Origin of the sequence: Azoarcus olearius (assembly GCF_001682385.1) — a bacterium.
Classification (GTDB): domain Bacteria; phylum Pseudomonadota; class Gammaproteobacteria; order Burkholderiales; family Rhodocyclaceae; genus Azoarcus; species Azoarcus olearius.
The window spans coordinates 1,557,919-1,582,379 of record NZ_CP016210.1 but is presented as its reverse complement, the minus strand read 5'-3'; the positions used below and the strand labels follow the sequence as shown (position 1 = coordinate 1,582,379).

18 protein-coding genes are annotated in these 24,461 nt (G+C 66.6%); 7 read left to right on the top strand and 11 right to left on the bottom strand.

The features are described 5' to 3' along the window. Window positions 1-20 precede the first annotated feature (20 nt). Together aceF and lpdA are read left to right on the top strand one after the other, a co-directional pair. A complete protein-coding gene (aceF, locus tag dqs_RS07330) occupies window positions 21-1,709 on the top strand; it encodes a dihydrolipoyllysine-residue acetyltransferase (protein WP_065340075.1) in 1,689 nt (562 codons plus the stop codon). A gap of 10 nt (window positions 1,710-1,719) precedes the next feature. Further along, a complete protein-coding gene (gene lpdA / locus dqs_RS07325) occupies window positions 1,720-3,546 on the top strand; it encodes a dihydrolipoyl dehydrogenase (RefSeq protein ID WP_065340074.1) in 1,827 nt (608 codons plus the stop codon). Window positions 3,547-3,628: 82 nt separating this feature from the next. Here lpdA and dqs_RS07320 read toward each other — a convergent pair whose 3' ends face one another. Together dqs_RS07320 and serS are read right to left on the bottom strand one after the other, a co-directional pair. Then, complete coding sequence (locus dqs_RS07320) at window positions 3,629-5,245, bottom strand: methyl-accepting chemotaxis protein (protein ID WP_065340073.1); 1,617 nt, start codon at window positions 5,243-5,245, stop codon at window positions 3,629-3,631. A 184-nt stretch (window positions 5,246-5,429) separates the two neighbouring features. Further along, window positions 5,430-6,722 carry a serine--tRNA ligase gene (gene serS / locus dqs_RS07315; RefSeq protein ID WP_065340072.1) on the bottom strand — a complete coding sequence of 431 codons (1,293 nt, stop codon included), beginning with the start codon at window positions 6,720-6,722 and terminating at the stop codon, window positions 5,430-5,432. A gap of 268 nt (window positions 6,723-6,990) precedes the next feature. Here serS and dqs_RS07310 point away from each other — a divergent pair, with 268 nt between their 5' ends. Then, a complete protein-coding gene (locus dqs_RS07310; RefSeq protein ID WP_011765101.1) occupies window positions 6,991-7,254 on the top strand; it encodes a hypothetical protein in 264 nt (87 codons plus the stop codon). A 38-nt stretch (window positions 7,255-7,292) separates the two neighbouring features. Here dqs_RS07310 and dqs_RS07305 read toward each other — a convergent pair whose 3' ends face one another. From dqs_RS07305 to dqs_RS07290, 4 genes are all read right to left on the bottom strand, one after another. Beyond that, entirely contained in the window at window positions 7,293-8,630 is a 1,338-nt protein-coding gene (locus dqs_RS07305; RefSeq protein WP_065340071.1) for a replication-associated recombination protein A, read from the bottom strand. An 11-nt stretch (window positions 8,631-8,641) separates the two neighbouring features. Further along, window positions 8,642-9,319, bottom strand: coding sequence for an outer membrane lipoprotein periplasmic chaperone LolA (gene lolA / locus dqs_RS07300; protein ID WP_065340070.1), 678 nt, complete (start codon window positions 9,317-9,319; stop codon window positions 8,642-8,644). After that, the gene (locus tag dqs_RS07295; RefSeq protein WP_065340069.1) at window positions 9,316-11,604 is read right to left on the bottom strand and encodes a DNA translocase FtsK; all 2,289 of its coding nucleotides are present in this window, start codon (window positions 11,602-11,604) and stop codon (window positions 9,316-9,318) included. The genes lolA and dqs_RS07295 overlap by 4 nt, the downstream gene beginning before the upstream one ends. Window positions 11,605-11,752: 148 nt before the next feature. After that, entirely contained in the window at window positions 11,753-12,424 is a 672-nt protein-coding gene (locus dqs_RS07290; RefSeq protein WP_011765097.1) for a Crp/Fnr family transcriptional regulator, read from the bottom strand. A gap of 231 nt (window positions 12,425-12,655) precedes the next feature. On the opposite strand from dqs_RS07290, the gene trxB reads away from it, so the two are divergent. After that, window positions 12,656-13,606 carry a thioredoxin-disulfide reductase gene (trxB, locus tag dqs_RS07285; protein ID WP_011765096.1) on the top strand — a complete coding sequence of 317 codons (951 nt, stop codon included), beginning with the start codon at window positions 12,656-12,658 and terminating at the stop codon, window positions 13,604-13,606. Between the two features lie 15 nt (window positions 13,607-13,621). Next, window positions 13,622-14,674 carry a Smr/MutS family protein gene (locus dqs_RS20960; RefSeq protein ID WP_065340068.1) on the top strand — a complete coding sequence of 351 codons (1,053 nt, stop codon included), beginning with the start codon at window positions 13,622-13,624 and terminating at the stop codon, window positions 14,672-14,674. Window positions 14,675-14,703: 29 nt separating this feature from the next. On the opposite strand, the gene dqs_RS07275 is transcribed toward dqs_RS20960, so the two are convergent. Both dqs_RS07275 and dqs_RS07270 read right to left on the bottom strand, forming a co-directional pair. Further along, window positions 14,704-15,042, bottom strand: coding sequence for a P-II family nitrogen regulator (locus dqs_RS07275; protein ID WP_011765094.1), 339 nt, complete (start codon window positions 15,040-15,042; stop codon window positions 14,704-14,706). 49 nt (window positions 15,043-15,091) lie between these two features. Next, the gene (locus dqs_RS07270; protein ID WP_065340067.1) at window positions 15,092-16,708 is read right to left on the bottom strand and encodes an NAD+ synthase; all 1,617 of its coding nucleotides are present in this window, start codon (window positions 16,706-16,708) and stop codon (window positions 15,092-15,094) included. Window positions 16,709-16,869: 161 nt separating this feature from the next. On the opposite strand from dqs_RS07270, the gene dqs_RS07265 reads away from it, so the two are divergent. After that, window positions 16,870-18,006 carry a GNAT family N-acetyltransferase gene (locus dqs_RS07265; RefSeq protein WP_065340066.1) on the top strand — a complete coding sequence of 379 codons (1,137 nt, stop codon included), beginning with the start codon at window positions 16,870-16,872 and terminating at the stop codon, window positions 18,004-18,006. A 72-nt stretch (window positions 18,007-18,078) separates the two neighbouring features. On the opposite strand, the gene ppa is transcribed toward dqs_RS07265, so the two are convergent. Continuing rightward, window positions 18,079-18,606: an inorganic diphosphatase gene (gene ppa / locus dqs_RS07260; protein WP_011765091.1), complete on the bottom strand. Its 528-nt coding sequence runs from the start codon at window positions 18,604-18,606 to the stop codon at window positions 18,079-18,081. Window positions 18,607-18,877: 271 nt separating this feature from the next. On the opposite strand from ppa, the gene dqs_RS07255 reads away from it, so the two are divergent. Further along, window positions 18,878-21,721: a bifunctional diguanylate cyclase/phosphodiesterase gene (locus tag dqs_RS07255; protein ID WP_169823508.1), complete on the top strand. Its 2,844-nt coding sequence runs from the start codon at window positions 18,878-18,880 to the stop codon at window positions 21,719-21,721. A gap of 14 nt (window positions 21,722-21,735) precedes the next feature. Here the strand turns inward: dqs_RS07255 and dqs_RS07250 are convergent, their stop codons facing one another. Further along, on the bottom strand, window positions 21,736-21,945 hold the full coding sequence (locus tag dqs_RS07250; protein ID WP_011765089.1) for a heavy-metal-associated domain-containing protein: 210 nt from the start codon (window positions 21,943-21,945) through the stop codon (window positions 21,736-21,738). 24 nt (window positions 21,946-21,969) lie between these two features. Beyond that, the gene (locus dqs_RS07245) at window positions 21,970-24,405 is read right to left on the bottom strand and encodes a heavy metal translocating P-type ATPase (RefSeq protein ID WP_065340064.1); all 2,436 of its coding nucleotides are present in this window, start codon (window positions 24,403-24,405) and stop codon (window positions 21,970-21,972) included. Between the last annotated feature and the right edge of the window lie 56 nt (window positions 24,406-24,461).

Genomic DNA, 24,461 nt, shown 5'->3' with positions numbered 1-24,461 from the left:
GTGCCGAGGGAGACAAGAACATGAGCCAACTCATTGAAGTGAAGGTTCCGGACATCGGCGATTTCGATTCGGTGCCGGTGATCGAACTGTTCGTGAAGGTCGGCGACACCATCGCCGTCGATGACGCGATCGCCACCCTGGAGTCCGACAAGGCCACCATGGACGTGCCCTCGTCGGCCGCCGGCGTGGTCAAGGAAGTGCTGGTCAAGGTCGGCGACAAGGTGTCGGAAGGTGCGCTGCTGATCAAGGTCGAAGCCGCTGGCGCCGCTGCCGCTGCGCCTGCTGCCGCGGCAGCCGCCCCTGCGCCCGCTCCGGCACCCGCTGCTCCCGCTCCTGCTCCGGCCCCGGCTGGTGCAGCGCCGGCCGCGGCTGGCGGCGTGGTCGACGTGGTGGTGCCCGACATCGGCGACTTCTCCGACGTGCCGGTGATCGAGCTGTTCGTGAAGGTGGGCGACACCATCAAGGTCGATGACGCCATCGCCACGCTGGAATCGGACAAGGCCACCATGGACGTGCCTTCGTCGGCCGCCGGCGTGGTCAAGGAAGTGCTGGTCAAGGTCGGCGACAAGGTGTCGCAGGGCAGCGTGCTGCTGAAGCTGGAAAGCGGCGCTGCCGCTGCGGCGCCGGCCTCTCCCCCTCCCCTTCAAGGGGAGGGTCGGGGTGGGGATGGGGTCAAGCCGGCCTCGAACGTACCCCACCCCCCTCCCAGCCTCCCCCTTGAAGGGGGAGGCGCAAAAACTGCCGCCGCGCCAGCCGCGCCCTCCGCCGTCACCCTCGGCGGCAAGGTACACGCCAGCCCGTCGGTGCGCGCCTTCGCCCGCGAACTCGGCGTCGATCTCGCCCAGGTCAAGGCCACCGGCCCGAAGAACCGCGTCCTCAAGGAAGACGTCGCCGCCTTCATCAAGGGCGCGATGAGCACCGGCGTCGTCCCGGGCAAGACCCCGGCCGCTGCTGCCGGCGCCAGCCTGGGTGGCGGTCTGGATCTGCTGCCGTGGCCCAAGGTCGATTTCGCCAAGTTCGGCGAGGTCGAGGTGAAGCCGCTGTCCCGCATCAAGAAGATCTCCGGCCAGAACCTCGCCCGCAACTGGGTGATGATCCCGGCGGTGACCTATCACGAGGATGCCGACATCACCGATCTGGAAGCCTTCCGCGTCCAGATGAACAAGGAATACGAGAAGTCCGGCAAGAAGCTCACCATGCTCGCCTTCATCATCAAGGCCTCGGTGCGCGCGCTGCAGGAATTCCCGGAGTTCAACACCTCGCTCGACGGTGACAACCTCGTCTACAAGAAGTACTTCAACATCGCCTTCGCGGCCGACACCCCCAACGGCCTGGTCGTGCCGGTGGTGAAAGACGCGGACAAGAAGAGCGTGTTCCAGATCGCCGAGGAAACCGGCGCGCTCGCCAAGAAGGCGCGCGACGGCAAGCTCGGTCCGGCCGACATGTCCGGCGCGTGCTTCACCATCTCGTCGCTGGGCGGCATCGGTGGCACCTACTTCGCGCCCATCGTCAATGCGCCCGAAGTGGCCATCCTCGGTGTGAACAAGTCGGTGATGAAGCCGGTGTGGGACGGCAAACAGTTCGTGCCGCGCCTCACCCTGCCGATGTCGCTGACCGCCGACCACCGCGTGATCGACGGCGCGCTCGCCACCCGCTTCAACGTTTACCTCGCCCAACTGCTGGCCGACTTCCGTCGGGTCATGCTGTAAGGAGATCGCCATGAGCCTCGTTGAAGTGAAGGTTCCGGACATCGGCGATTTCGACTCGGTGCCTGTGATCGAGCTGTTCGTGAAGGTCGGCGACACCATCAAGGTGGACGACGCGATCTGCACGCTCGAATCCGACAAGGCCACGATGGACGTGCCCTCGTCGGCCGCCGGCGTGGTCAAGGAAGTGCTGGTCAAGGTCGGCGACAAGGTCGGCGAAGGCGCGGTGCTGCTGAAGGTCGAGGCGGCCGGCGCCGCCGCCTCTCCCGCTCCCCTTCAAGGGGAGGGTCGGGGCGGGGATGGGGTCAAGCCCGCCTCGGACGTACCCCATCCCCCTCCCAGCCTCCCCCTTGAAGGCGGAGGAGCAAAGGCCGCGCCCGCAGCCGCATCGCACACCGGTGGCGCCGACGCGGAGTACGACATGGTGGTGCTCGGCGCCGGCCCGGGCGGCTATTCCGCCGCCTTCCGCGCCGCCGACCTCGGTCTCAAGACCGCGATCATCGAGCGTTACGCGACGCTGGGCGGGGTATGCCTCAACGTCGGTTGCATCCCGTCCAAGGCGCTGCTGCACGTCGCCGCGGTGATCGAGGAAGCCGAGCATGTCGAAACCGCCGGCATCAAGTTCGCCAAGCCCACGGTCGATGTGGATGCCCTGCGCCGCCACAAGGACGGCGTGATCGGCAAGCTCACCGGCGGTCTGGCGGGCATGGCCAAGGCGCGCAAGGTGGACGTGATCCGCGGTTACGGCAGCTTCCTCGACCCGCATCACCTCGAGGTCGAGGAAACCACCGGCAACGGCCAGGACAAGACCGGCGCGAAGAAGGTGGTGAAGTTCAAGAACTGCATCATCGCCGCAGGCAGTGCCGCGGTGCACCTGCCCTTCATCCCGAAGGATCCGCGCATCGTCGACTCCACCGGCGCACTCGAACTGCGCCAGGTGCCGGGCAAGATGCTGGTCATCGGCGGCGGCATCATCGGCCTCGAAATGGCCACGGTGTATTCCACGCTGGGTGCGCGCATCGACGTCGTCGAAATGCTCGACGGCCTGATGCAGGGCCCGGACCGCGATGCGGTCAAGGTGTGGGAAAAGCAGAACGCCGCCCGCTTCGACAAGGTCATGCTGAAGACCAAGACCGTCGCCGTCGAGGCCAAGGACGATGGCCTGTGGGTCAAGTTCGAAGGCGAAGGCGCGCCCGCGGAGCCGGTCCGCTACGACATGATCCTGCAGTCGGCCGGCCGTTCGCCGAACGGCAAGAAGATCGGCGCGGACAAGGCAGGCGTGATCGTCGGCGAGCGCGGCTTCATCCCGGTCGATGTGCAGATGCGCACCAACGTGCCGCACATCTTCGCCATCGGTGACATCGTCGGCCAGCCCATGCTCGCCCACAAGGCGGTGCATGAAGCTCATGTCGCGGCGGAAGTCGCGGCCGGTCACAAGGCCGCCTTCGACGCCACCGTGATCCCGGGCGTGGCCTACACCCATCCGGAAGTGGCCTGGGTGGGCTACACCGAGGCGCAGGCCAAGTCCGAGGGCAAGAAGGTCGAGGTCGCCAAGTTCCCGTGGGCGGCTTCCGGCCGCGCGATCGCCAACGGCGCCGACTACGGCTTCACCAAGCTGATCTTCGACGCCGAAACGCACCGCGTGATCGGCGGCACCATCGTCGGCCCCTCGGCCGGCGACATGATCGGCGAGGTTTGTCTGGCGATCGAGATGGGCGCCGACGCGGTCGACATCGGCAAGACCATCCACCCCCACCCGACGCTGGGCGAAACGGTGGGCATGGCCGCCGAAGTCGCACACGGCAGCTGCACCGACCTGCCGCCGATGCGCAAGAAGTAAGGCGGCAAGTACGCCCGCGCAGCAAAAAAGAACCGCCCTCGGGCGGTTCTTTTTTGTTGGGCTGCCTCCTCCACGCGCTGCGTCAGGCCACCACGCGGAAGAAGCCGACCAGCTGCTTGAGATTGCCGACGTTGGACTGCACGCCGTCGGCGGCGCGGTCCACCGCGTCGATGCCGGCGGCGCTGCGCTCCACCAGGCCGGAGATCAGCTCCATGTCCTGCGCGATCTGCTCCGAGGCCGTGGAGTGCTCGGCCGAAGCATCCGCAATGTGTCCGGCCAGGCCGGCGACACGGCCGCTGCCCTGCTCGATGCGGCCCATGATGCCGAGGCTGTCGCCGGCGCTGCCGCTCGCCTCGCCGACCAGCCCCGCGGCCTTGTCCATGTCGCCCGCCACTTCGTCGGATACCCGCCGGATTTCGCCGACCATGCTGGCGATGTTGCCGGTGCAGTGGGCCGTGCGCTCGGCGAGTTTGCGCACCTCGTCAGCCACCACCGCGAAGCCGCGGCCGACTTCGCCCGCGCGCGCCGCCTCGATCGCCGCATTGAGCGCGAGCAGGTTGGTCTGGTCGGAAATTTCGCGGATCTCGGCCGAGATCGTCGCCACGCTCTGGATCGAATCCCCCAGCGCGCGCATCGCGCGGTTCGCGCCCTCCACCGCGTCCACGGTACGGCGGGCGGCGCCCACCGTCTGGTTGAGATGGGCCCGCCCTTCGGCCACCAGCGCCAGCGCCTCGTTCGCGGCCTGCGCCGAAGCCTTGGCGCCACCGGCCACCTCGACAACCGCAGCGCTATTCTGCTCGGACGCCGCCGACACCGACAGGATGCGGTCGCGCTGGGCGTCGGCGGCATCCTTGAGCGACTGCACCTCGGCGCGCAACGCGGCGTTCTCCTTGTCGGTCAACGCCGCGGCGAGGCGGATTTCGTCCAGCATCACCTTCAGCCGGCCCTGCATGTACATCAGCGATTCCATCAGCCGCCCCATTTCATCGGACCGGCCGACCGGCAGCGTGCTGGTCAGGTCGCCCTCGGCGATGCGCTCGAAAGCCTTCAGCATGGTCGCCGACTCGGTGATCGAACGCCGCCACAGCGTGGCCACCAATGCCAGCATCCCGGCCAGGCCGAGGCCACCCGCAGCGATCAGGGCATAAGCCCACGCCCCCGCGTCCAGCGTCAGTCCCGCGAACACCAGCAACAGCGCGAGGCTGCTGCCGAGACCGCCGAGCGCGCACAGCATCGCCGCGCTCGACAGCGCGCGGCGCACCGGCATGTCGAGGTTACGGTAGCGCGCCTGCTTGCGCCGCATCGCCTCGTAAAGCGCCTCCTCCGCCTGCACCCGCTCCCGCGGGGCCTCGCTGCGCAGGCTCATGAAACCGACGTTGCGGCCGTTCTGACGGACCGGAATCGTCAGCGCGGTCGACCATGCGACGCCGCCATCGCGATGCTTGAGCTTGGAGAGGCCCAGCCAGGGCCGCCCCGACGAGGTTGTACCGCGCACGTCGGCGAGCAGTTCCTGCGGCACGTCGGGATGGGCGATCTCCTTGATGCTGCTGCCGATCAACGCCTCGCGCGTGCTGCCGACCATCTCGGCGCAGGCCTCGTTCGCGTAGGTGATCTTGAAGTCCATGTCGTACTTGAGCACGACCAGCTTCCCGCGGGGGAAAGCATGTTCCCGCGTAGTGGCTGACTTGTTGTCGATCATGCTGTTCTCTCGTCGGTGATGCCGTTGGGGGAGTTTTCTTATTAACGACCTCGTCTTTTTATTTATTAATCGTTTACGTGTCAAACACTTTGACATGAAGCGTCAAGGGCAAAAAAGAAGCCCCGCACCGCTGCGCGGTACGGGGCTTGTCTGCGAATGAGGCCCGATGAGGGCCGGGGAGGCGTCAGCTTGCCGGCCGCAGCACCTCGAGGCCGCCCATGTACGGCACCAGCGCCTTGGGTACGACGATGGAGCCGTCCGCCTGCTGGTAGTTTTCCAGCACCGCGACCAGCGTACGGCCGACCGCGAGGCCGGAGCCGTTGAGCGTATGCACCAGTTCGTTCTTGCCCTGCGCGGTCTTGAAGCGGGCCTGCATCCGGCGCGCCTGGAAGGCTTCGCAGTTGGAGCAGCTGGAGATTTCCCGATAGGTGTTCTGCGCCGGCAGCCAGACTTCGAGGTCATAGGTCTTGGCCGCGGAGAAGCCCATGTCGCCAGTGCACAGCGTGATGACGCGATACGGTAGTTCAAGCTTCTGCAGGATCGCCTCGGCATGGCCGACCATCTCTTCCAGCGCCGCATTGCTGGTATCCGGATGGACGATCTGCACCATCTCCACCTTGTCGAACTGGTGCTGGCGGATCATGCCGCGCGTGTCGCGCCCGGCGCTGCCCGCCTCGGAACGGAAGCAGGGGCTGTGCGCGGTGAGCTTGATCGGCAGCGCATCGGCCGCGAGGATTTGCTCGCGCACGGTGTTGGTCAGCGGGATCTCGGAGGTCGAGATCAGGTACTGCTCACCGCCCTCCTCGTCGCCGCCGCGCAGCACCCAGAACATGTCTTCCTTGAACTTGGGCAGCTGGCCGGTGCCGACCAGCACCTCGCGGTTGACGATGTAGGGTGCGTAGCACTCGGTGTAGCCATGCTCCAATGTCTGGGTGTCGAGCATGAACTGCGCGAGCGCGCGGTGCAGGCGGGCGATCTGGCCGCGCATGAAGGTGAAGCGCGAGCCGGACAGCTTGGCGCCGGTATCGAAATCGAGCCCGAGCGTGGCGCCGAGATCGACGTGATCCTTCACCTCGAAGTCGAAGCTGCGCGGCGTGCCCCAGCGCCGCACCTCGACATTGCCGGTTTCGTCCTCACCCACCGGCACGCCTTCCTGCGGCAGGTTGGGCAGGCCGGCCAGGAAGGCGTTGAGCTTTTCCAGCACCACCGGCAAGGCCTGCTCGCAGGCCTTCAGTTCGTCGCCGAGCTGGCCGACTTCAGCCATCACCGCGGAGGCATCCTCACCCTTTCCCTTGAGGATGCCGATCTGCTTGGACAGCGCATTGCGCTTGGCCTGAAGCTCCTGCGTGCGGGTCTGCAACTGCTTGCGTTCGTCTTCGAGCGCGGTGAAGGCCCCGCTGTCGAGCGTGACGCCGCGCAGCGCCAGGCGCTCGGCCACCTGGGACAGTTGGCCGCGGAGGAGTTGGATATCGAGCATGCTTGTTTTCCTGAAAGGTTTTGCGATCAGTGCGTTAGGCGCAGAAGTGACGACGAATTCTAGCTAGAACGTCCAGGTCACTGGTTTGACAGTCCAAACGACTCGCCGGAAGCACTTCCGCAGTGCACAAATTAATATTTAAAAACAATCACTTGAACACAAAGTCGGGGGAATTTTCTTCTTGCTATCGAGTCTGCGTGACTTAAGCTGGGAGAGTGCCCAGCGCTGCGACAGACAGCCCCTGCACGCGACAAAGGAGGAATACAGCATGCTATCTATTCGCGATTGCCTCGACTACTGCGATTTGACCGAAGATGAAGTGTCCCTGATCGCCGAACACGAAGGCATTCCCGATGTTGCCGCAGCCCAGGTGGCGTGTGGCCTGGTCCAGACGCCGGAAGGTGTGCTGGTACTGACCAACTACATGCGCGATCTGATCGAGCGTGCCACCGAACGCGGCGATACGGAGAAAGCCGAACGCGCCAAGTCGCTGTGCGCGCGGTTCATGGAAGACCATCCACTCCCGCACTGATCCGCGGGGGGCCGGGCGACCCGCAGCCCGGCCGTCCTTCACCCCCGTTCCCCCTTCGCCGTACCCTCACGGGCGCCCGCCTGGCGGTCGAGTTCGCGCAGATGCGCGAGTTTGTCCGCGATGCGGGCTTCAAGCCCGCGCGGCGTGGGCTGGTACCAGCCGGGAGGCGACATGCCTTCCGGCAGATAGCTTTCGCCCGCTGCATAGGCGTCCGGTTCGTCGTGCGCGTAGCGGTAGGTCTGGCCGTAGCCGAGTTCCTTCATCAGCCGGGTCGGGGCATTGCGCAGATGCAGCGGCACCGGCCGGGAGCCATCCTTGGCGATGAACTGGCGCGCGGCGTTGTAGGCCTTGTACACCGCGTTCGATTTCGCCGCGCAGGCCAGGAACACGGTCGCTTCGGCCAGCGCCAGTTCCCCTTCCGGTGAGCCCAGGCGTTCGTAGGTTTCGCACGCGTTGAGCGCGATTTCGAGCGCACGCGGGTCGGCCAGCCCGATGTCTTCCACCGCCATGCGCACCAGCCGGCGCCCGAGGTAGTGGGCGTCGGCGCCGCCGTCGAGCATGCGGCACAGCCAGTACAGCGCCGCATCCGGATTGGAGCCGCGCACGGACTTGTGCAGGGCGGAGATCTGGTCGTAGAAGGCCTCGCCGCCCTTGTCGAAGCGGCGCAGGTCGCGTGACAGCGCCTCGTCGACGAAGTCCGCGGTGACCGGCGCCACGCCGGCCGTTTCCGCCGCCACCTGGATCTGCTCGATCAGGTTCATCAGGCGGCGAGCGTCGCCGTCGGCGAAGCCGATCATCCGTTCGCGCGCCGCCTCCTCGAACACGAGGTCTGGACAGGCGAGGCTGCGTGCGCGCTCGAACAGACCTTGCATGGCCTCGGTGTCGAGCGGCTCCAGCACATACACCGCAGCGCGGGACAGCAGCGCCGAATTGACCTCGAACGAGGGGTTCTCGGTGGTCGCGCCGATAAAGGTGACCAGGCCCTGTTCGACATAGGGCAGAAAGGCGTCCTGCTGGGCCTTGTTGAACCGATGCACTTCATCGACGAACAGGATGGTGTGGCGGCCCCGCGCCTTCGCGGCCTGCGCCTGCACGATCGCCTCGCGGATGTCCTTCACGCCCGAAAACACCGCCGACAGCGCAACGAACTCGGCATCAAAGCCTTTCGCCATCAACCGCGCCAGCGTGGTCTTGCCCACACCGGGCGGCCCCCACAGGATCATCGAGTGCGGTTTGCCCGACGCAAAGGCGAGCCGCAAAGGCTTGCCCGGGCCGAGCAGGTGCGCCTGCCCGGCGACTTCGTCGAGGGTGCCCGGGCGCATCCGCTCCGCCAGCGGCACCCGTTGCGGCTCAACCGAATCGAACAGATCGGCCATTGCTGAACCGGTCAGCGCCGCGGCGCGCGCGCCGGCGCGACGTCGTCGCCGATGACATCGGCACCCGCGGGCGGCACGAAGCGGAAGCGCGCCGGATCGAGCGCCGGATTGGCAACCAGCCGGGTAAAGACGATCACGGTGGCCTGACCGAAGCTGTCGCGCATTTCCATGCGTCGCAACTGGCCGGCGTACAAGCCCAGGCGCAGATTTTCGAAGCCGCTTTCCGGCTTGCGCGGACGCGCCTCCACCCAGGCCAGCCCTTCCGCGCTGCCACCGTCCGACAGTTCGAAGTTCTGTTCGAGGTCGCTGCCGCCGAACAGGATTGCAGCCGGCGTCGCGCCAAGCGCATCGCCCAGCCGCTTCACCGTGACCTGGTTGAGGTCCTTGTCCCACGACCACAGCTTTTCGCCGTCGCCGACGAGCAGTTGCTGGTAGGGCAGTTCGTACTGCCAGCGGAACTTGCCCGGCCGCGAGAAGGCAAAGCTGCCTTCAGACTGCTGCGGCTTGCGCCCCGACTTGGCGGTGACCACCTGTTCAAAACTGCCTTCGGCACTCCGCGTGGCGGTCACGAACTGGCGCAGTTGATCCACACCGTCCGCGGCGACCGCGCAGCGCGTGCCGAAGGCCAGGGCGGCGCAAACGACCAGCGCCCCCCAATGACCGGCATTCATCCCCAGGACGCGCTTCATTCGGCCTCCTTCGCCGGCACGATGACTTCACGATTGCCGTTACTGCCCATGGGCGACACCAGCCCCGCGCGCTCCATCTGTTCGATGAGGCGTGCCGAGCGGTTGTAACCGATACGCAGGTGGCGTTGCACCAGCGAGATCGACGGCCGCCGCGTTTTCAGCACCACCTCGACTGCCTGGTCGTAGAGCGGATCGGCCTCGCCGTCGCCATCCTCACCGCCCGCCCCGGCGAGCGCCTCGAGGTCGTCCTCGGGCGCGGCAAGGATGCCGTCGATGTAGTCCGGCGGGCCGACGCGCTTGAGGTGGTCGACCACCTTGTGCACTTCCTCGTCGGCCACGAAGGCGCCATGCACCCGCACCGGCAGGCCCGTGCCCGGCGCGAGATAGAGCATGTCGCCCATGCCGAGCAGGGTCTCCGCCCCCATCTGGTCGAGGATGGTGCGCGAGTCGATCTTGCTCGACACCTGGAAGGCGATGCGGGTGGGGACGTTGGCCTTGATCAGGCCGGTGATGACATCCACCGACGGCCGCTGGGTGGCGAGGATGAGATGGATGCCGGCCGCGCGCGCCTTCTGCGCCAGACGGGCGATGAGCTCTTCGACCTTCTTGCCGACCACCATCATCATGTCGGCGAGTTCATCCACCACCACCACGATATAGGGCAGCGTCTCCAGCGGCTCCGGATTGTCCGGATTGATCGCAAACGGATTGGTCAGCGGTGCCTCAGCCTTCCGCGCCTCCAGCACGGCCTTGTTGAACCCGGCCAGGTTGCGCACGCCGACGGCCGCCATCAGCTTGTAGCGCTTTTCCATTTCTGCGACGCACCAGTTGAGCGCGTTGGCCGCGTGCTTCATGTCGGTGACCACCGGGGCCAGCAGGTGCGGAATGCCTTCGTAGATCGACAGTTCCAGCATCTTCGGGTCGACCATGATCATCCGCACCCGCTCGGGTTCGCTCTTGTAGAGCAGCGACAGGATCATGGCGTTGATGCCCACCGATTTGCCGGAGCCGGTGGTACCGGCCACCAGCAGATGCGGCATCTTGGCGAGGTCGGCCACCACCGGCTGGCCGCCGATGTCCTTGCCGAGCACGACCGTGAGCGGCGACGCCATGTCGTGATAAGCCTTGGAGCCGACGATTTCCGACAGGCGCACCGTCTGGCGCTTGGGATTGGGCAGTTCCAGCGCCATGCACGATTTGCCCGGCACCGTTTCGACCACCCGCACCGACACCAGCGACAGCGCGCGGGCCAGATCCTTGGCGAGGTTGACCACCTGGCTGCCCTTCACGCCGGTGGCCGGTTCGATTTCGTAGCGGGTAATCACCGGGCCCGGATAGGCGGCCAGCACCTTGACCTCGACGCCGAAGTCGCCGAGCTTGGTTTCGATCAGCCGCGAGGTGAATTCGAGCGACTCGGCCGACGGCGGCTCGATATCGCCCGAGGCAGGGTCGAGCAGGCTGAGCGGGGGGATCGCACCTTCGACCGCGTCGGTGAAGAGCGTCTGCTGGCGCTCCTTCTCCACCCGCTCGGACTTCTGCACCACGGTGACGGCGGGTTCGATGCGCAGCGGCGCGGCGGGCGCCTGTTCGGTCTTCTTGCGCCGCGTCTCCACCACCGCCTCGCGCTTTTCGGCCACCTGGCGCCCGGCCTTCCGGTCCAGCCAGCGGTAGTAGGCCTGCTGGGCGCCAGCCACCGCCTGCTCGATCGCCAGCCCCACCCGCTCCACCGCCGCGAGCCAGGACACACCGGTAAACAGCGACAGCCCGGACGCCATCAGCGCGAGCAACATCAGTGTGCCGCCGGTGTAGCCAAGATAGCGCTGCACGAGTTGACCGAACTCCATGCCGAGCAGCCCGCCCGGGCTGAGCGGCACCGCGACGCCGTGCGAATGGAAGCGGAGGTGCTCGAGCGCGCTGCTGGTGACGAGCACGCTGAAAAAGCCGACGAGCACGAAGAAAAACGAACGGCGGTCGAGCGTCAGCTGGTTCTTCAGCCGGCGAAAGCCCCACATCAGGCTATAGCCGAGGAACACCACCCACCACCACGCCGAGATACCGAACAGGTATAGCAGCAGGTCGGCCAGCCAGGCACCGAAGCGCCCGCCGGGATTGGCCACGCGCGCCACCTCGGCGGCGTGCGACCAACCGGGGTCGGCCTTGTTGTAGCCGATGAGCACCAAGCCGACGTACAGCGACATCACGCCGAGAATGAGCCAGCGCGCCTCCTGCAACAGCAGCGAAATCTTTTCCGGCAGGGGCTGGGAACGGGACGAACGAGGCAACATCGGCGGGGGCAACCTGAGGCGGACAACTGCAAAAAACAACAGGTGGGATTATATGCGATCACCCCACCTGCCCGGCCGCGGTTTGCCCTTGCTCACAATCCGCGGGACAGCGGCGGCGCGAATGCGCGCCCCTGCCCGCGCAGCCCGGTCAGACCTCGTTGAGGCGGTCGAGCAGGATGATGCCCTGAGGGGTTTCCTCGATCAGGCCTTCCTGGCCGAGATCCTTCATCACCCGGCTGACCATCTCCCGGGAAGCGCCGATCATCTTGGCAATGTCCTGCTTGGAGATCTTGCGCACCACCATGGTCTTGCCGTTCACGTCTTCCGACATGTCGATCAACAGCCGCGCGACGCGGCCATAGACGTCCATCAGAGCGAGGCTCTCGATCTTGCGGTCGGCGTTGCGCAGGCGCTCGGCGAGGTTGGACATGATGCGCCACGCGATCTCGAAGTTCTCCTGCATGATCTGGCGGAAGTCCTGCTTCGCGATCATCACCAGGTCGGCCGGCACCACCGCGATCACGGAAGCCGAGCGGGGCTGCTCGCCGAACATGCCCATCTCGCCGAAAAGCTCGCCCTGGCCGAGGATGGACAGGATCACTTCGCGGCCGTCCTCGTCGCTGACGACGACCTTGAGATTGCCGGTAAGGACGAAATAAACGTAGTCGGTGCGATCGCCGGCCCGGACGACGGCCTGGCCGCGCGGGATCCGGCGCATCATCGAAACACGGGCCACGTTGCCGAGCACCTCGTCGGACAAACCCTGGAACAAGGGAAAGGTCTTGAGCGCGATCGTCGAAACAGCGGTCGGCTGGCTCATAGGTTCTCCGGGCAAATCGAAGCAAACGAAGGTGGAAACGTAATGCGACGCGGCCGTCGCGGTCAATTTGGACGAAAGTATAAACGAATAAACACGGCCTTCCTTCCCAAATCCGGCGGGTGGTTATAGGGGGATTAACGCGCGCTATCGCCGCGATTGGCGGGCCGAAAGTACCGCTCCGCTATAATTGCGGCCGACGCCGACTCACACCCCCACATCTCGGAAGCTGCCATGACGACAAAACACGCCCGCCTCCTCATCCTCGGCTCCGGTCCCGCCGGCTACACCGCCGCGGTCTATGCCGCCCGGGCCAACCTCAAGCCGGTGCTGGTCACCGGTCTTGCCCAGGGCGGGCAACTGATGACCACCACCGAGGTGGATAACTGGCCCGCCGACGCCGACGGCGTGCAAGGCCCCGAGCTGATGGAGCGCTTTCAGAAGCACGCGGAGCGCTTCAACACCGAGATGATCTTCGACCACATCCACACGGTACAGCTCCAGCAGCGCCCGTTCCGCCTTATCGGCGACGCCGGTGAATACACCTGCGACGCGCTGATCATCGCCACCGGCGCAACGGCCAAGTACCTTGGCCTGCCGTCGGAAGAAAAGTTCGCCGGGCGCGGCGTCTCGGCGTGCGCCACCTGCGACGGCTTCTTCTACCGCAACCAGGACGTCGCGGTGATCGGCGGCGGCAATACCGCCGTGGAAGAAGCGCTGTACCTCGCCAATATTGCGAAGAAGGTGACCGTTGTGCACCGGCGCGAGAAGTTCCGGGCCGAGAAGATCCTGATCGACAAGCTGATGGAGAAGGTCGAGGCGGGCAAGATCGAGCTGGTCCTGAACGCGACGCTGGACGAGGTGCTGGGCGACAACACCGGCGTCACCGGCATGCGCGTCCGGAACGAATCCGGCGCCACGCAGGACATCGCACTGCAGGGTGTCTTCATCGCCATCGGCCACAAGCCGAACACCGACATCTTCAAGGGCCAGCTGGAGATGGACGAAACCGGCTACCTGATCACCCAGGGCGGCCGCAACGGCAATGCCACCCAGACCAACATCGCGGGGGTGTTCGCGGCAGGCGACGTGCAGGACCACATCTATCGCCAGGCCGTCACCTCGGCAGGCTCGGGCTGCATGGCGGCGCTGGATGCGGAACGCTATCTCGACGCGCTGAGCTGAGTCTGTCCTGCCGCCATGGCGCGCCGCCCCAAGGATGCTTCCAGCACCGCTGCCGAAAAGGGCGGAGCGCGGCGCGACCATCCCTTTCAGGCCCTTGCGTCGCTGCGCGGCAAGGGGCGGCCCACAGGCCGCCCCGCTGCAAGTACGCCCGCCGCGCGCGCGCAACGCGCCGAGGCTAATGCGCAGGACGCGGGCGCGGAGGACGATACCGCGCTGTTTCGTGCCGCGGTACGCGATGCAGCGCCGATCCGCGACGGCGGTCGCAAGGAGATCGAGGCGCCGCGGCCAGAGCCGGTCGTTCGCCCCCGCGAGGTCGAACCGGAGCCGGACCACGCAGTGCGTCCACGCCGCGGTCTCGACCCGCTCGCCGAAGCCTACGCGGACGTCACCCCGTTGCGGGACGCTAACCGGGTAGCCCTCGGTCCGGCGCCGTCGCGTCACGGCCGCGCGACAACCGACCCCGGCGCGGCGTTCATTGCAACCGGCACTCCCACGTTCGTGCTTCCGCCCGATCTCGACGAGCACGCCGATCCGGCCGCGGTGTTCCGCCATGTCGTTGCAGGGGCTCAGCCGCTCGACCAGCGCAACCGGGTGGAACTCGAACGCCCGCGCCCTGCGCCGGCTCCGTTGAAACGCGAAGCGGACGAACGCTCCGCGCTGGATGAATCGCTGGAAGCGCCGCTGACCTTCGAAGACCGGCTGGACATGGGGGATGAAGCGGCCTTCCTGCGGCCGGGACTACCCCGCCGCGTGCTGAGCGACCTGCGCCGCGGACGCTGGGTGCTGCAGGGAGAAATCGACCTTCACGGCTGCACGCGCGAACAGGCCCGCGACACCCTTGCCAGCTTTCTCGGCAGCGCACTGCAGCAGGGCAAACGCTGCGTCCGGGTCATCCACGGCAAGGGCCTCGGCTCTCCCGGCAAGGTGTCCATCCTCAAGCAGTTGTCGCGTGGATGGCTGGCGCAACGGGAAGAAATCCTGGCGTTCTGCCAGGCGGGTCCGTATGACGGCGGGGGCGGCGCGTTGCTGGTCCTGCTGAGGGGACCGGGCGCTACGCGCCGCGCTTGAACGGCCCGGCGCAGCGCCGGGCCCCTGGTTCAGATTGCGGCTTCGTTGGTTTCGCCGGTGCGGATGCGCACCACCTGCTCCACCGGCGTCACGAAGATCTTGCCGTCGCCGATCTTGCCGGTCTGGGCGGCCTTGATGACGGCGTCCATGGTCTGCTCGACCATGTCGTCGGCAACCACGACCTCGACCTTGATCTTGGGCAGGAAATCCACGACGTATTCGGCGCCGCGATAGAGTTCGGTGTGCCCTTTCTGGCGCCCGAAACCCTTCACCTCGGTCACGGTGAGGCCGGCGATACCGACCTCGGAGAGCGCTTCACGTACTTCGTCCAGCTTGAACGGCTTGATGATGGCTTCGATCTTCTTCATGGGAGTCTCCGGTGGGCTTGCACCGCCCCGTCGGGCGCAGTGTCGTCGTTCAGAATTCGTCTTGATAGCGTGATGTTATCGGATAACGCCAGTCCCTGCCGAAGCCGCGCTGTGTCACCCGGATACCCACCGGCGCCTGGCGCCGCTTGTATTCGTTGCGCTTGAGCATGGCCACCGTGCGCCGAACGTCGGCCTCCGGCAGACCGCGGGCGATGATCTCGCGCGGCGACTCATCGTGTTCCATGTAGGCCTGGATGATCGCGTCGAGCACTTCGTAAGGCGGAAGACTGTCCTGATCCTTCTGGTCCGGCTTCAGTTCGGCCGAAGGCGGCCGGTCGATGATGTTCTGCGGAATGACCTCGCCCACGCTGTTGCGCCAGGCCGCGAGGCGATAGACCGTGGTCTTGTAGAGGTCCTTCAGCACCGCAAAGCCGCCCGCCATGTCGCCGTACAGCGTGGCGTAACCGGTGGCCATCTCGCTCTTGTTGCCGGTGGTGAGCACGATCGCCCCGGTCTTGTTGGACAGCGCCATCAGGATCATGCCGCGGATGCGGCTCTGGAGATTCTCTTCGGTCGTGTCGGCCGCGAGGCCGGCGAACTGCGGCGCGAGCAGGTCAGCGAACACATTCATCGCCGGCTCGATCGCGATCTCGTCGTAGCGCACGCCCAGGCGCTTCACCATCTCGCGGGAATCATCAAGGCTCATCTGGGCCGTATAGGGCGACGGCATCATCACCGCGCGCACGCGCTCCGCACCCAGCGCATCCACGGCCACCGCCAGCGTGAGCGCGGAGTCGATTCCGCCGGACAGGCCGATGATCGCGCCGGGAAAGCCGTTCTTGCCGAGGTAATCGCGCACCCCGCAGACGAGCGCGGCGTAGATATCGGCCTCGGTGCCCTTGGGCGCCGCGTGCCCCCCGCCGCTCCAGCGCCCCTGCTCGAAACGCAGCACGTCGATGCACGCTGCAAACGCCTCGGACTGGTAGGCCACCGTGCCGTCACGGTCGAGGGCGAAGGAGGCGCCGTCGAAAACGAGTTCGTCCTGGCCGCCGACCATGTTGCAGTAAAGCACCGGCAACCGGGTTTCCCGCACCCGATCGCGCAGGACGGCGTAGCGCAATTGCTGCTTGTCGATATGGAAGGGAGACGCGTTGAGCGACACCAGCACTTCGGCCCCCGCCGCTCGCGCGACCTCCGCGGGACCTGACTCCCACACGTCGGCACAGATGTTCACGCCGATCCGCACCCCGCCATGCTCGAAAACGCAGGGGGCGACACCGGATTCGAAATAGCGCTCCTCGTCGAAGACCTCGTAATTGGGCAGCAGGTGCTTGTGGTAGGTCGCGATCACCTCGCCATCCCGGATCACGGACGCGGCGTTGTAATACACCCCGCCGCGCTCGGTGGGATGGCCGAGCACCAGGCAGAAGTCGCGACAATGCCCGGCAATGCGGCGCACCTCACGCGCGCAGCCGCGATAGAAATCCGGGCGTAGCAGCAGATCCTCGGGGGGATAGCCGGACAGCGCGAGTTCAGGGGTAATCAGCAGGCCGGCGCCGCGCTCGCGCGCGGTGGCAATGGCTTCGATGATGCGGTCGGCGTTGCCGACGAGATCGCCCACGGTGAAGTTCAACTGGGCGACGGCAATGGAAAGCGCGGTATTCATGACCTCAACTATATCGTTTCGGCAGCGCCCGGTCAGGGGGCACGGTCGCACCACGGCCAGCCGGCCGGGCGGCATTTCCACGACGAGCCGCCCAAGCGGACCCTCCTGCATTGCACAATAGTGCCGCCGCGCCCAACTTTCCAATGCGTCCCGGACCCGCCATGACGACCTCGAACGGCTTTCACCTGACGAACCGCCTTGCCGACCTCGATGAACAGGAATGGGACGCGCTGACGGACGGCCAGGTCACGCTCTCCTATGCCTACCTCGACACGCTAGAGCGCACCGGTTGCGTAGGCGATGGCACCGGCTGGATTCCACGGCACGCGGTGCTGCGGCGCAACCAGACCCTAGTCGCGGCCCTGCCGATGTACGTCAAGCATCACTCCTACGGCGAATACGTATTCGACTGGGCCTGGGCCAATGCCTACCGGCAACACGGCCTCGACTACTACCCCAAGTGGCTGGCGGCGGTGCCGTTTACGCCGGTGCCCGGCGCTCGCCTGCTGGGCCGGAACACGGCCGACCGGCGCCTGCTGCTGGCGGACGTCGTCGCGCTCGCGGCGCGCAGCGGACTTTCCTCGCTTCACGTCCTGTTTCCTGATGAAGACGAAGGGCGCTGGATGCAGGAGGCGGGGCTGTCCCTGCGGCAGGGCGTCCAGTTCCACTGGCAGAACGCCGGCTACCCGGATTTCGAGGCCTTTCTGGCCACCCTGAACCACGACAAACGAAAGAAGATCCGCCAGGAACGACGCAAGGCGGCCACGCACGGACTGCGTTTGCGCTGGCTGGATGGATACACCGCGAGCGACGGGGACTGGGCATTCTTCTACCGCTGCTACACCACCACTTACGCGTTGCACCGCTCCACGCCGTATCTCACCGACGAGTTCTTCACGGAACTGGCACGCCGCAGCCCCGCCAGCGTGCGCCTGCTGCTGGCTGAACGCGACGAAGGGCCGGTGGCCGGCGCCTTCTTCCTGTGCGACCGCCATGCGCTGTACGGCCGCTACTGGGGGGCAACAAGCGCGCTCCCCTTCCTGCACTTCGAGTTGTGCTACTACCAGGCCATCGAGTACTGCATTGCGCACGGACTGGCGCGCTTCGAAGGCGGCGCGCAGGGAGAACACAAGCTGTCGCGCGGCTTGCTGCCAACGCCGACGCGCTCGGCGCACTGGATCGCCGATCCGCGCTTTCGCGACGCCGTGGACCGCTTTCTGGAGCGCGAACGCGAAGGCATCGGCTTCTACCTCGATGAACTCGCCGAACGCTCGCCATTCCGGAAATCCGCGGGCTGAAAAAGAAAGGCCCGCACGCGGCGGGCCTCGACCTGCGCTACCGGCACCCGGTGCCGGTGCGGCGCCGGCGGATTACTTCGCGGCCTTGGCGAGACCGTCGAGGATTTCCTGCTTGGCCTCGTCAACCGTGCCCCAGCCCAGCACCTTGACCCACTTGCCCGGCTCCAGGTCCTTGTAGTGCTCGAAGAAGTGCACCGTCTGCTTCATCAGCAGTTCCGGCAGGTCTTCGGTGGTCTGCACCTTGTCGTACAGCGGGGTCAGCTTGGACACCGGCACGGCCACCACCTTGGCATCGACGCCGCCGTCGTCTTCCATCTTCAGCACGCCGACCGGACGGCAGCGGATCACCACGCCCGGCTGCAGCGGGAAGGGGGTGACGACCAGCACGTCCACCGGATCGCCGTCGCCAGCGATGGTGTGCGGCACATAGCCGTAGTTGAGCGGATAGCGCATCGAGGTGCCCATGAAGCGGTCGACGAAAACCGCGCCGCTATCCTTGTCCACCTCGAACTTGATCGGATCGCCCTGTGCGGAGATCTCGATGATGACATTGATATCGTTCGGCACATCCTTGCCGGCTTTGACGAGATCGAAACCCATTTGCCCCTCCCATGGAAAAAGTCGGCGGATTATAAAAGGAAATCGTGATCCGATCGCGACCGCGGCCCGGCGCCGGAAACGGTGCGCTCGCACGTGCCAGAGTCGCAGGCGCACTTCCCTTGGGGCGACGACACTGGCCTGCATATTACAAAGGTCGTATTCTTGCGACCTTTGACAATCCGGCGCGCCGCGCCGCGAGGCTAGCACCCTGAACCACCCACGCCCCTTTCAGCTCAATGAGAACAACCTGCCGCGGATGCTCACCGCCGGCATGCTGCTTCTCATCCTGCTGATGACGGCCACGGTGGGCCTGCTGTCCACGCTGCAGGACAGGCGCGATCTGGAAAAGCGCCTGGTAACGCGCGAGGCCGAAACCCTCGCCAGCCACGAGGCCCATCTGCGCAACCAGCTGGCGGGGCTGGCGGATTACCTGGAGTTTCAGCGGGCGCGCAGCGAGGAACGCGCGCGCCAGATCGTGCGCGAACAGGTCGACATCGTCTTCCGGATGGCCGAAGCGATCTACGAACGCGAGCACGGCCGGCTGTCCGACGCGCACATCCGCCAGCTCATCATCGAGGCCATCCGTCCGCTGCGCTTTCTCGACGGCCGCGGCTACTACTTCATCGATACCACCGACGGCCACTGCGTCCTGCTGCCGATCGCGCCGCAGCTTGAAGGCAGCTCGCTGTGGGACAACCGCGACGATACCGGGCATTACGTGATGCGCGGACTGGCCGAGGCGGCGAACAATCCGGCCGGCGCCGGTTTCTCCCGCTACCGCTGGTACAGCCCGGACAATCCCCGCCAGATGCAGGAGAAGATCGCCTACGTGCGCCGCTTCGAACCCTTCGACTGGATCATCGGCGCCGGCGAGTATCTCTACCAGATCGAAGCCGACCTGCAGGCCGAGGCGCTCAAGCGGATCGGGGCGATCAGCTTTCACCCGGACGGCGTGATCGGAGTGACGACGGCGGACGGCCGCATCCTGGTAGAACCCAACCTGCTTGCCCAGCCCAGCGCGCGCCACGCCGGCCTCCCCGAGCAACCCGCGGTGCCCTGGACCGCCGCCGCACGGGAGGTGATCCAGCGCAACGGCGGCGGGCGCTTGCAGTTCTCGCTGCCCGGGCCGGACGGCCGCGCACAGCGGCGATTGGGGTACGCCGTCGAACATGCGGGCTGGCAGTGGTATCTCGTTGCCAGCGTCGGTCTTGACGGGCTGGACGCGGCGCTGGAGCACGAACGCGACGAAGTCCGCAACACCGCCCGACATCGCCTGGAGTTCACCCTGCTGCTGCTTGCCGTGGCGTCCACCGTCGCGGTGATCGTCAGCCTGGCATTCTCGAGCTGGATCGGGCGCCGCTTTGCCAGCTACAGGGGCGAGATCGCCCAGCGCAATGCGGCTCTCGAAGCCAAGAACCGCGAGCTTCAGCTCGCCGCGCGGGTCTTCGAATGCGGCAACGAGGCGATGATGGTGCTCGATGCCGACCACCGCTTCATCACGGTGAATTCCGCCTGCGCGCAACTTGCCGGACTGGACGCCGCCGCGCTGCGCGGTCGCCCTGCTGCGCAACTGTTGAACGACCACGACGGCGCAGGCTGGGAACGCATCGCCAGGGAACTGGCTGAACAAGGCGCCTGGAGCGGGGAGGTCACCGTCCGGCGTGAGGACGGCCCGACGCTGCCGGCGCAGCTTTCAGTGAGTGCCGTGCTCAACAGCGCCGGCAGGGCCACCCACTACGTTGGCGCCCTCACCGACATGAGCGCCCACAAGCAGACCGAGGCCTTGCTGCGCCACATGGCCGAATACGACGCCTTGACCGACCTGCCGAACCGGTCCCTGCTGCACGACCGCGCCCGCGCTGCGATCCAGGGCGCCGCCCGCACCGACCGTCTTGCGGCGCTGCTGTTCATCGATCTGGACAGGTTCAAGAACGTCAACGATTCGCTCGGCCACAGCGTCGGCGATGCATTGCTGCGCCAAGCCGCCAAACGCCTCGCTAGCCTGCTCCATGGCGGCGACACCATCGCCCGCCCCGGTGGCGATGAATTCGTGATGCTGCTTACCGAAATCACCGACCGCGCTGTCGCAGCCAACCGTGCGGCCCAGATCATCGACGCGTTCTCGACACCCTTCCGCGTCGAGCACTACGAATTGTCAGTCACGCCGAGCATCGGTATCGCGATCGCGCCCGATGATGGAGTGGACGCCGACACGCTGCTGCGCAATGCCGATGCGGCGATGTATCACGCCAAGGAATCGGGCCGGAACACCTACCGCTTCTTCACCGATGAAATGAGCCTGCGGGTCCGCGAGCGGCTCGAACTTGAGAATCTGCTGCGGCAGGCGATGAGCCGCGACGAATTCGAGGTTTTCTACCAACCGCAGTTCGGCCTGTCGGACCATCGCATCCTCGGCTGCGAGGCCTTGGTGCGCTGGCGCCATCCCGAACGCGGACTGATTGCGCCCGAGCGCTTCATTCCGCTGGCCGAAGACACCGGCCTCATCGTCGCGATCGGACGCCGGGTACTGGAAACCGCGTGCCACACTGCCCAAGGCTGGCGGGCAGCCGGGCTGGGCGATATCCCGGTCGCAGTCAACGCCTCGCCGGTCCAGATCCATCACGGCAACTTCGCTGAAACGGTGGCCGAGGTGCTGGCTGAAACCGGGCTGCCGGCGCGACTGCTCGAGATTGAACTCACCGAGTCGACCCTGATGGCCGACGCGGCGCCGGTGGCGGCGACGCTTGCCGCACTGCAGGACATGGGCGTCCGCCTCGCAATCGACGACTTCGGCACCGGCTATTCCAGCCTTGCCTACCTCAAGCGCTTCCAGTTGGACAAGCTGAAGATCGACCGCTCCTTCATCAGCGATCTGCCAGGCGACCCGGACGACGCCAACATCACCGTGGCCATCATCGGCATCGCCCGCAGCCTGGGCATGAGCGTGATTGCCGAAGGCGTCGAAACCGCGGCGCAGGAGCGCTTCCTCGTCGATCAGGGCTGCGCCGAAGGCCAGGGCTATCTCTTTTCGCCCCCGGTACCTGTCGAGTCGATGACGGCTTTGCTGGCAACCGCGCGCGACGCCGCGACCGGCCCCGCCGATCGCGAGCGCTGAACCGCCCGCGCGGTTCAGGCGGGGGAATCGAAGCCCGCGCCCTCCACGGCCTGACGCAATTCGGCCACGCTCACCCGCGCCGGATCGAACCGGACCCGCGCCTGCGCCGCGTCAAGCGATACATCCGCTTCACTGACCCCCGGCAGCGCCTTCAATACACCGGTGACGTTGCGCACACAGCCACCGCAGCTCATCCCTTCGACTTTCAGCGTCACTTCTTCCATTTCGTCGCACTCCTTGCAGAAAAATCAGCGCCCGGGCTTCCAGCGTCGCAGCAACAGCGAGTTGGTCACCACCGACACCGAACTCATTGCCATCGCGGCGCCCGCCACCACGGGGTTGAGCATGCCGGCAGCCGCAAGCGGAATGCCGAGCACGTTGTAGATGAACGCAAAGAACAGGTTCTGCCTGATCTTGGACAGGGTTGCACGAGAGAGGTCGATCGCATCGGCAACACCGTGCAGGGAATTGCGCACCAGCGTGATGTCGGCGGCCTCGACGGCCACGTCCGCTCCCACCCCGATCGCAAACGACACATCCGCTGCCGCCAAGGCGGGCGCGTCGTTGATGCCATCGCCCGCCATGCCGACCCGCGCCTTTCCGCTCCGCTCCGCGACTAGCGAGGACACCGCTTCCGCCTTGCCCGCGGGCAGCACCCCCGCCTGCCATTCGTCGATGCCGACCCGCCCCGCGATGGCCGCCGCCGTGGCGGGATGATCGCCGGTCAGCATCAGCACACGTACGCCCTTGGCGCGCAAACGCCGCACTGCATCGGCGGAATCGCCCCGCAGCGGATCTGCCACGCCGATGACGCCGAGCCAATGGCCATCCCCCGCAATCGCCACCAGCGTATTGGCGCCGGCAGCAAGGGCTGCAACGTCGGCTTCGGCCACCGCGACGCCCGCCTCAGCCAGGAAGTCGGGTGATCCGACCCGCAGCTTGCGCCCCTCCACCACGCCCTCCATCCCCTTACCGCTCACCGCCTGCAGTTCGCTCGCAGGGGGCAACACACAGCCCTCGGCGCGCGCCGCCTCGACCACCGCCAAGGCCACCGGGTGGGCACTCGCCTGCTCAACGGCGGCGGCGAGCCGCAGCAGTTCGCTGCGGCTTACCCCCGCGCCGGGCCGGACCTCGGTGACGGCCGGACGTCCCTCGGTCAGTGTGCCCGTCTTGTCCAGCGCCAGCACCGCGATCTGCTCGGCGAGTTCGAGCGCCGCGGCATTCTTCACCAGCATGCCGGCGCGCGCGCCCTGTCCGGTCGCCACCATGATGGCGGTCGGCGTAGCCAGCCCGAGCGCGCATGGACAGGCGATGACCAGCACCGCCACCGCGTTGACCAGTGCCTGCTGGAAGTCGCCGGCCACCAGCCACCAGCCGGCAAAGGTGGCGACCGCCAGCGTGACCACCACGGGGACGAAGATCGCCGAAACCTGGTCCGCGCGGCGCTGCACGGGCGCTTTCGACCCCTGCGCCTGCTCGACCAGCCGGATGATCCCCGCGAGCAAGGTGCTGCCTCCCACACCGGTTGCCCGGCAGCGGAGCACGCCCTCGCCGTTCACCGTGGCCGCATAGACCTTGTCGCCACCCGCCTTGTCGATCGGCAGGCTTTCGCCGGTCAGCATGGATTCGTTCACCGCGGAGGCGCCGCTCTCGACGACGCCATCGACCGGCACCGCGTCGCCCGGCCGGACCAGGAAGGTGTCACCCGGCTGCAGCCGTTCGACCGGCACCTCAACAATCATCCCGCCCCGCTCCACCCTCGCCATACGGGGCTGCAACCGCACCAAGGCGTCCAGCGCCGCCGTGGTCCTGGCCTTCGCACGCGCCTCCAGCAGCTTTCCGAGCAGCACCAGGGTGATGATCATCGTGGAGGCTTCGAAGTACACGTGGAGGTCGTGACGCCCTAGCGCCGTCACCACCAGGCTGTAGAAGTAGGCCATGCTGGTACCGAGCGCCACCAGCACGTCCATGTTTGCGCTTCGCCCGCGCAACGCCGACCACGCCCCGCGGTAGAACCGCGCGCCGATCCAGAACTGGACCGGGGTCGCGAGCAGCAACTGAAAGCCGCGCGGAATCACGTCGTGGATGCCGGCCTCGCCGATCCAGCCGAACATCGCCGGCATTTGCGCCGCCAGCGGGAGGGTCAGCGCGGCGGCGATCCAGAACCGGATGCGCTCGTGGCGCCACTGCGCCTGCTGGCGGGCACGTATCTGCTCGCGCTGCGCCGGTCCGGTCTCCGCGACCTCGAAACCTGCCCGAACGACTGCCGCCTTGATCGCATCGGCGTTCGACAGCCCCGGGGTATAACGCACCGTCGCGCGCTCGGTGGCGAAATTGACCGCCGCTGAAACGCCGGGAAGGCGGCCGAGCACCTTCTCCAGGCGCTGCGCGCACGCAACGCAAGTCATGCCGGAGATTTCGAGTTCGAGGCTGGCGTCCGGCACCTCGAACCCGGCCTTGCGGATCGCAGCCACCACCTCGCCGGCGCCAATGCGCGCGCCGTCCAGGCGCACGTGCGCCTTTTCCGCCGCCAGGTTCACGCTGGCGCTGACGCCGTCCATCCGGTTCAGCACCTTTTCGATGCGCGTCGCGCAGGCGGCGCAGGTCATGCCCGCCACCGGCAGATCCACAACGTGCAACGCGCTGTCCTCGGGCCGCCTCTGATCCAGCACCGCATCCGCCATTTCGTGCCCCTGCCCTTGCCAAATCTGTCGATGGAATGCAGTGTAAAGCCCGTACC

Bases quoted from the DNA above. Each gene is read 5' to 3' on its own strand.
- aceF (WP_065340075.1), top strand. From the start codon at position 21: ATGAGCCAACTCATTGAAGTGAAGGTTCCGGACATCGGCGATTTCGAT.
- lpdA (WP_065340074.1), top strand. From the start codon at position 1,720: ATGAGCCTCGTTGAAGTGAAGGTTCCGGACATCGGCGATTTCGACTCG.
- dqs_RS07320 (WP_065340073.1), bottom strand. From the start codon at position 5,245: ATGATCGACAACAAGTCAGCCACTACGCGGGAACATGCTTTCCCCCGC.
- serS (WP_065340072.1), bottom strand. From the start codon at position 6,722: ATGCTCGATATCCAACTCCTCCGCGGCCAACTGTCCCAGGTGGCCGAG.
- dqs_RS07310 (WP_011765101.1), top strand. From the start codon at position 6,991: ATGCTATCTATTCGCGATTGCCTCGACTACTGCGATTTGACCGAAGAT.
- dqs_RS07305 (WP_065340071.1), bottom strand. From the start codon at position 8,630: ATGGCCGATCTGTTCGATTCGGTTGAGCCGCAACGGGTGCCGCTGGCG.
- lolA (WP_065340070.1), bottom strand. From the start codon at position 9,319: ATGAAGCGCGTCCTGGGGATGAATGCCGGTCATTGGGGGGCGCTGGTC.
- dqs_RS07295 (WP_065340069.1), bottom strand. From the start codon at position 11,604: ATGTTGCCTCGTTCGTCCCGTTCCCAGCCCCTGCCGGAAAAGATTTCG.
- dqs_RS07290 (WP_011765097.1), bottom strand. From the start codon at position 12,424: ATGAGCCAGCCGACCGCTGTTTCGACGATCGCGCTCAAGACCTTTCCC.
- trxB (WP_011765096.1), top strand. From the start codon at position 12,656: ATGACGACAAAACACGCCCGCCTCCTCATCCTCGGCTCCGGTCCCGCC.
- dqs_RS20960 (WP_065340068.1), top strand. From the start codon at position 13,622: ATGGCGCGCCGCCCCAAGGATGCTTCCAGCACCGCTGCCGAAAAGGGC.
- dqs_RS07275 (WP_011765094.1), bottom strand. From the start codon at position 15,042: ATGAAGAAGATCGAAGCCATCATCAAGCCGTTCAAGCTGGACGAAGTA.
- dqs_RS07270 (WP_065340067.1), bottom strand. From the start codon at position 16,708: ATGAATACCGCGCTTTCCATTGCCGTCGCCCAGTTGAACTTCACCGTG.
- dqs_RS07265 (WP_065340066.1), top strand. From the start codon at position 16,870: ATGACGACCTCGAACGGCTTTCACCTGACGAACCGCCTTGCCGACCTC.
- ppa (WP_011765091.1), bottom strand. From the start codon at position 18,606: ATGGGTTTCGATCTCGTCAAAGCCGGCAAGGATGTGCCGAACGATATC.
- dqs_RS07255 (WP_169823508.1), top strand. From the start codon at position 18,878: ATGCTGCTTCTCATCCTGCTGATGACGGCCACGGTGGGCCTGCTGTCC.
- dqs_RS07250 (WP_011765089.1), bottom strand. From the start codon at position 21,945: ATGGAAGAAGTGACGCTGAAAGTCGAAGGGATGAGCTGCGGTGGCTGT.
- dqs_RS07245 (WP_065340064.1), bottom strand. From the start codon at position 24,405: ATGGCGGATGCGGTGCTGGATCAGAGGCGGCCCGAGGACAGCGCGTTG.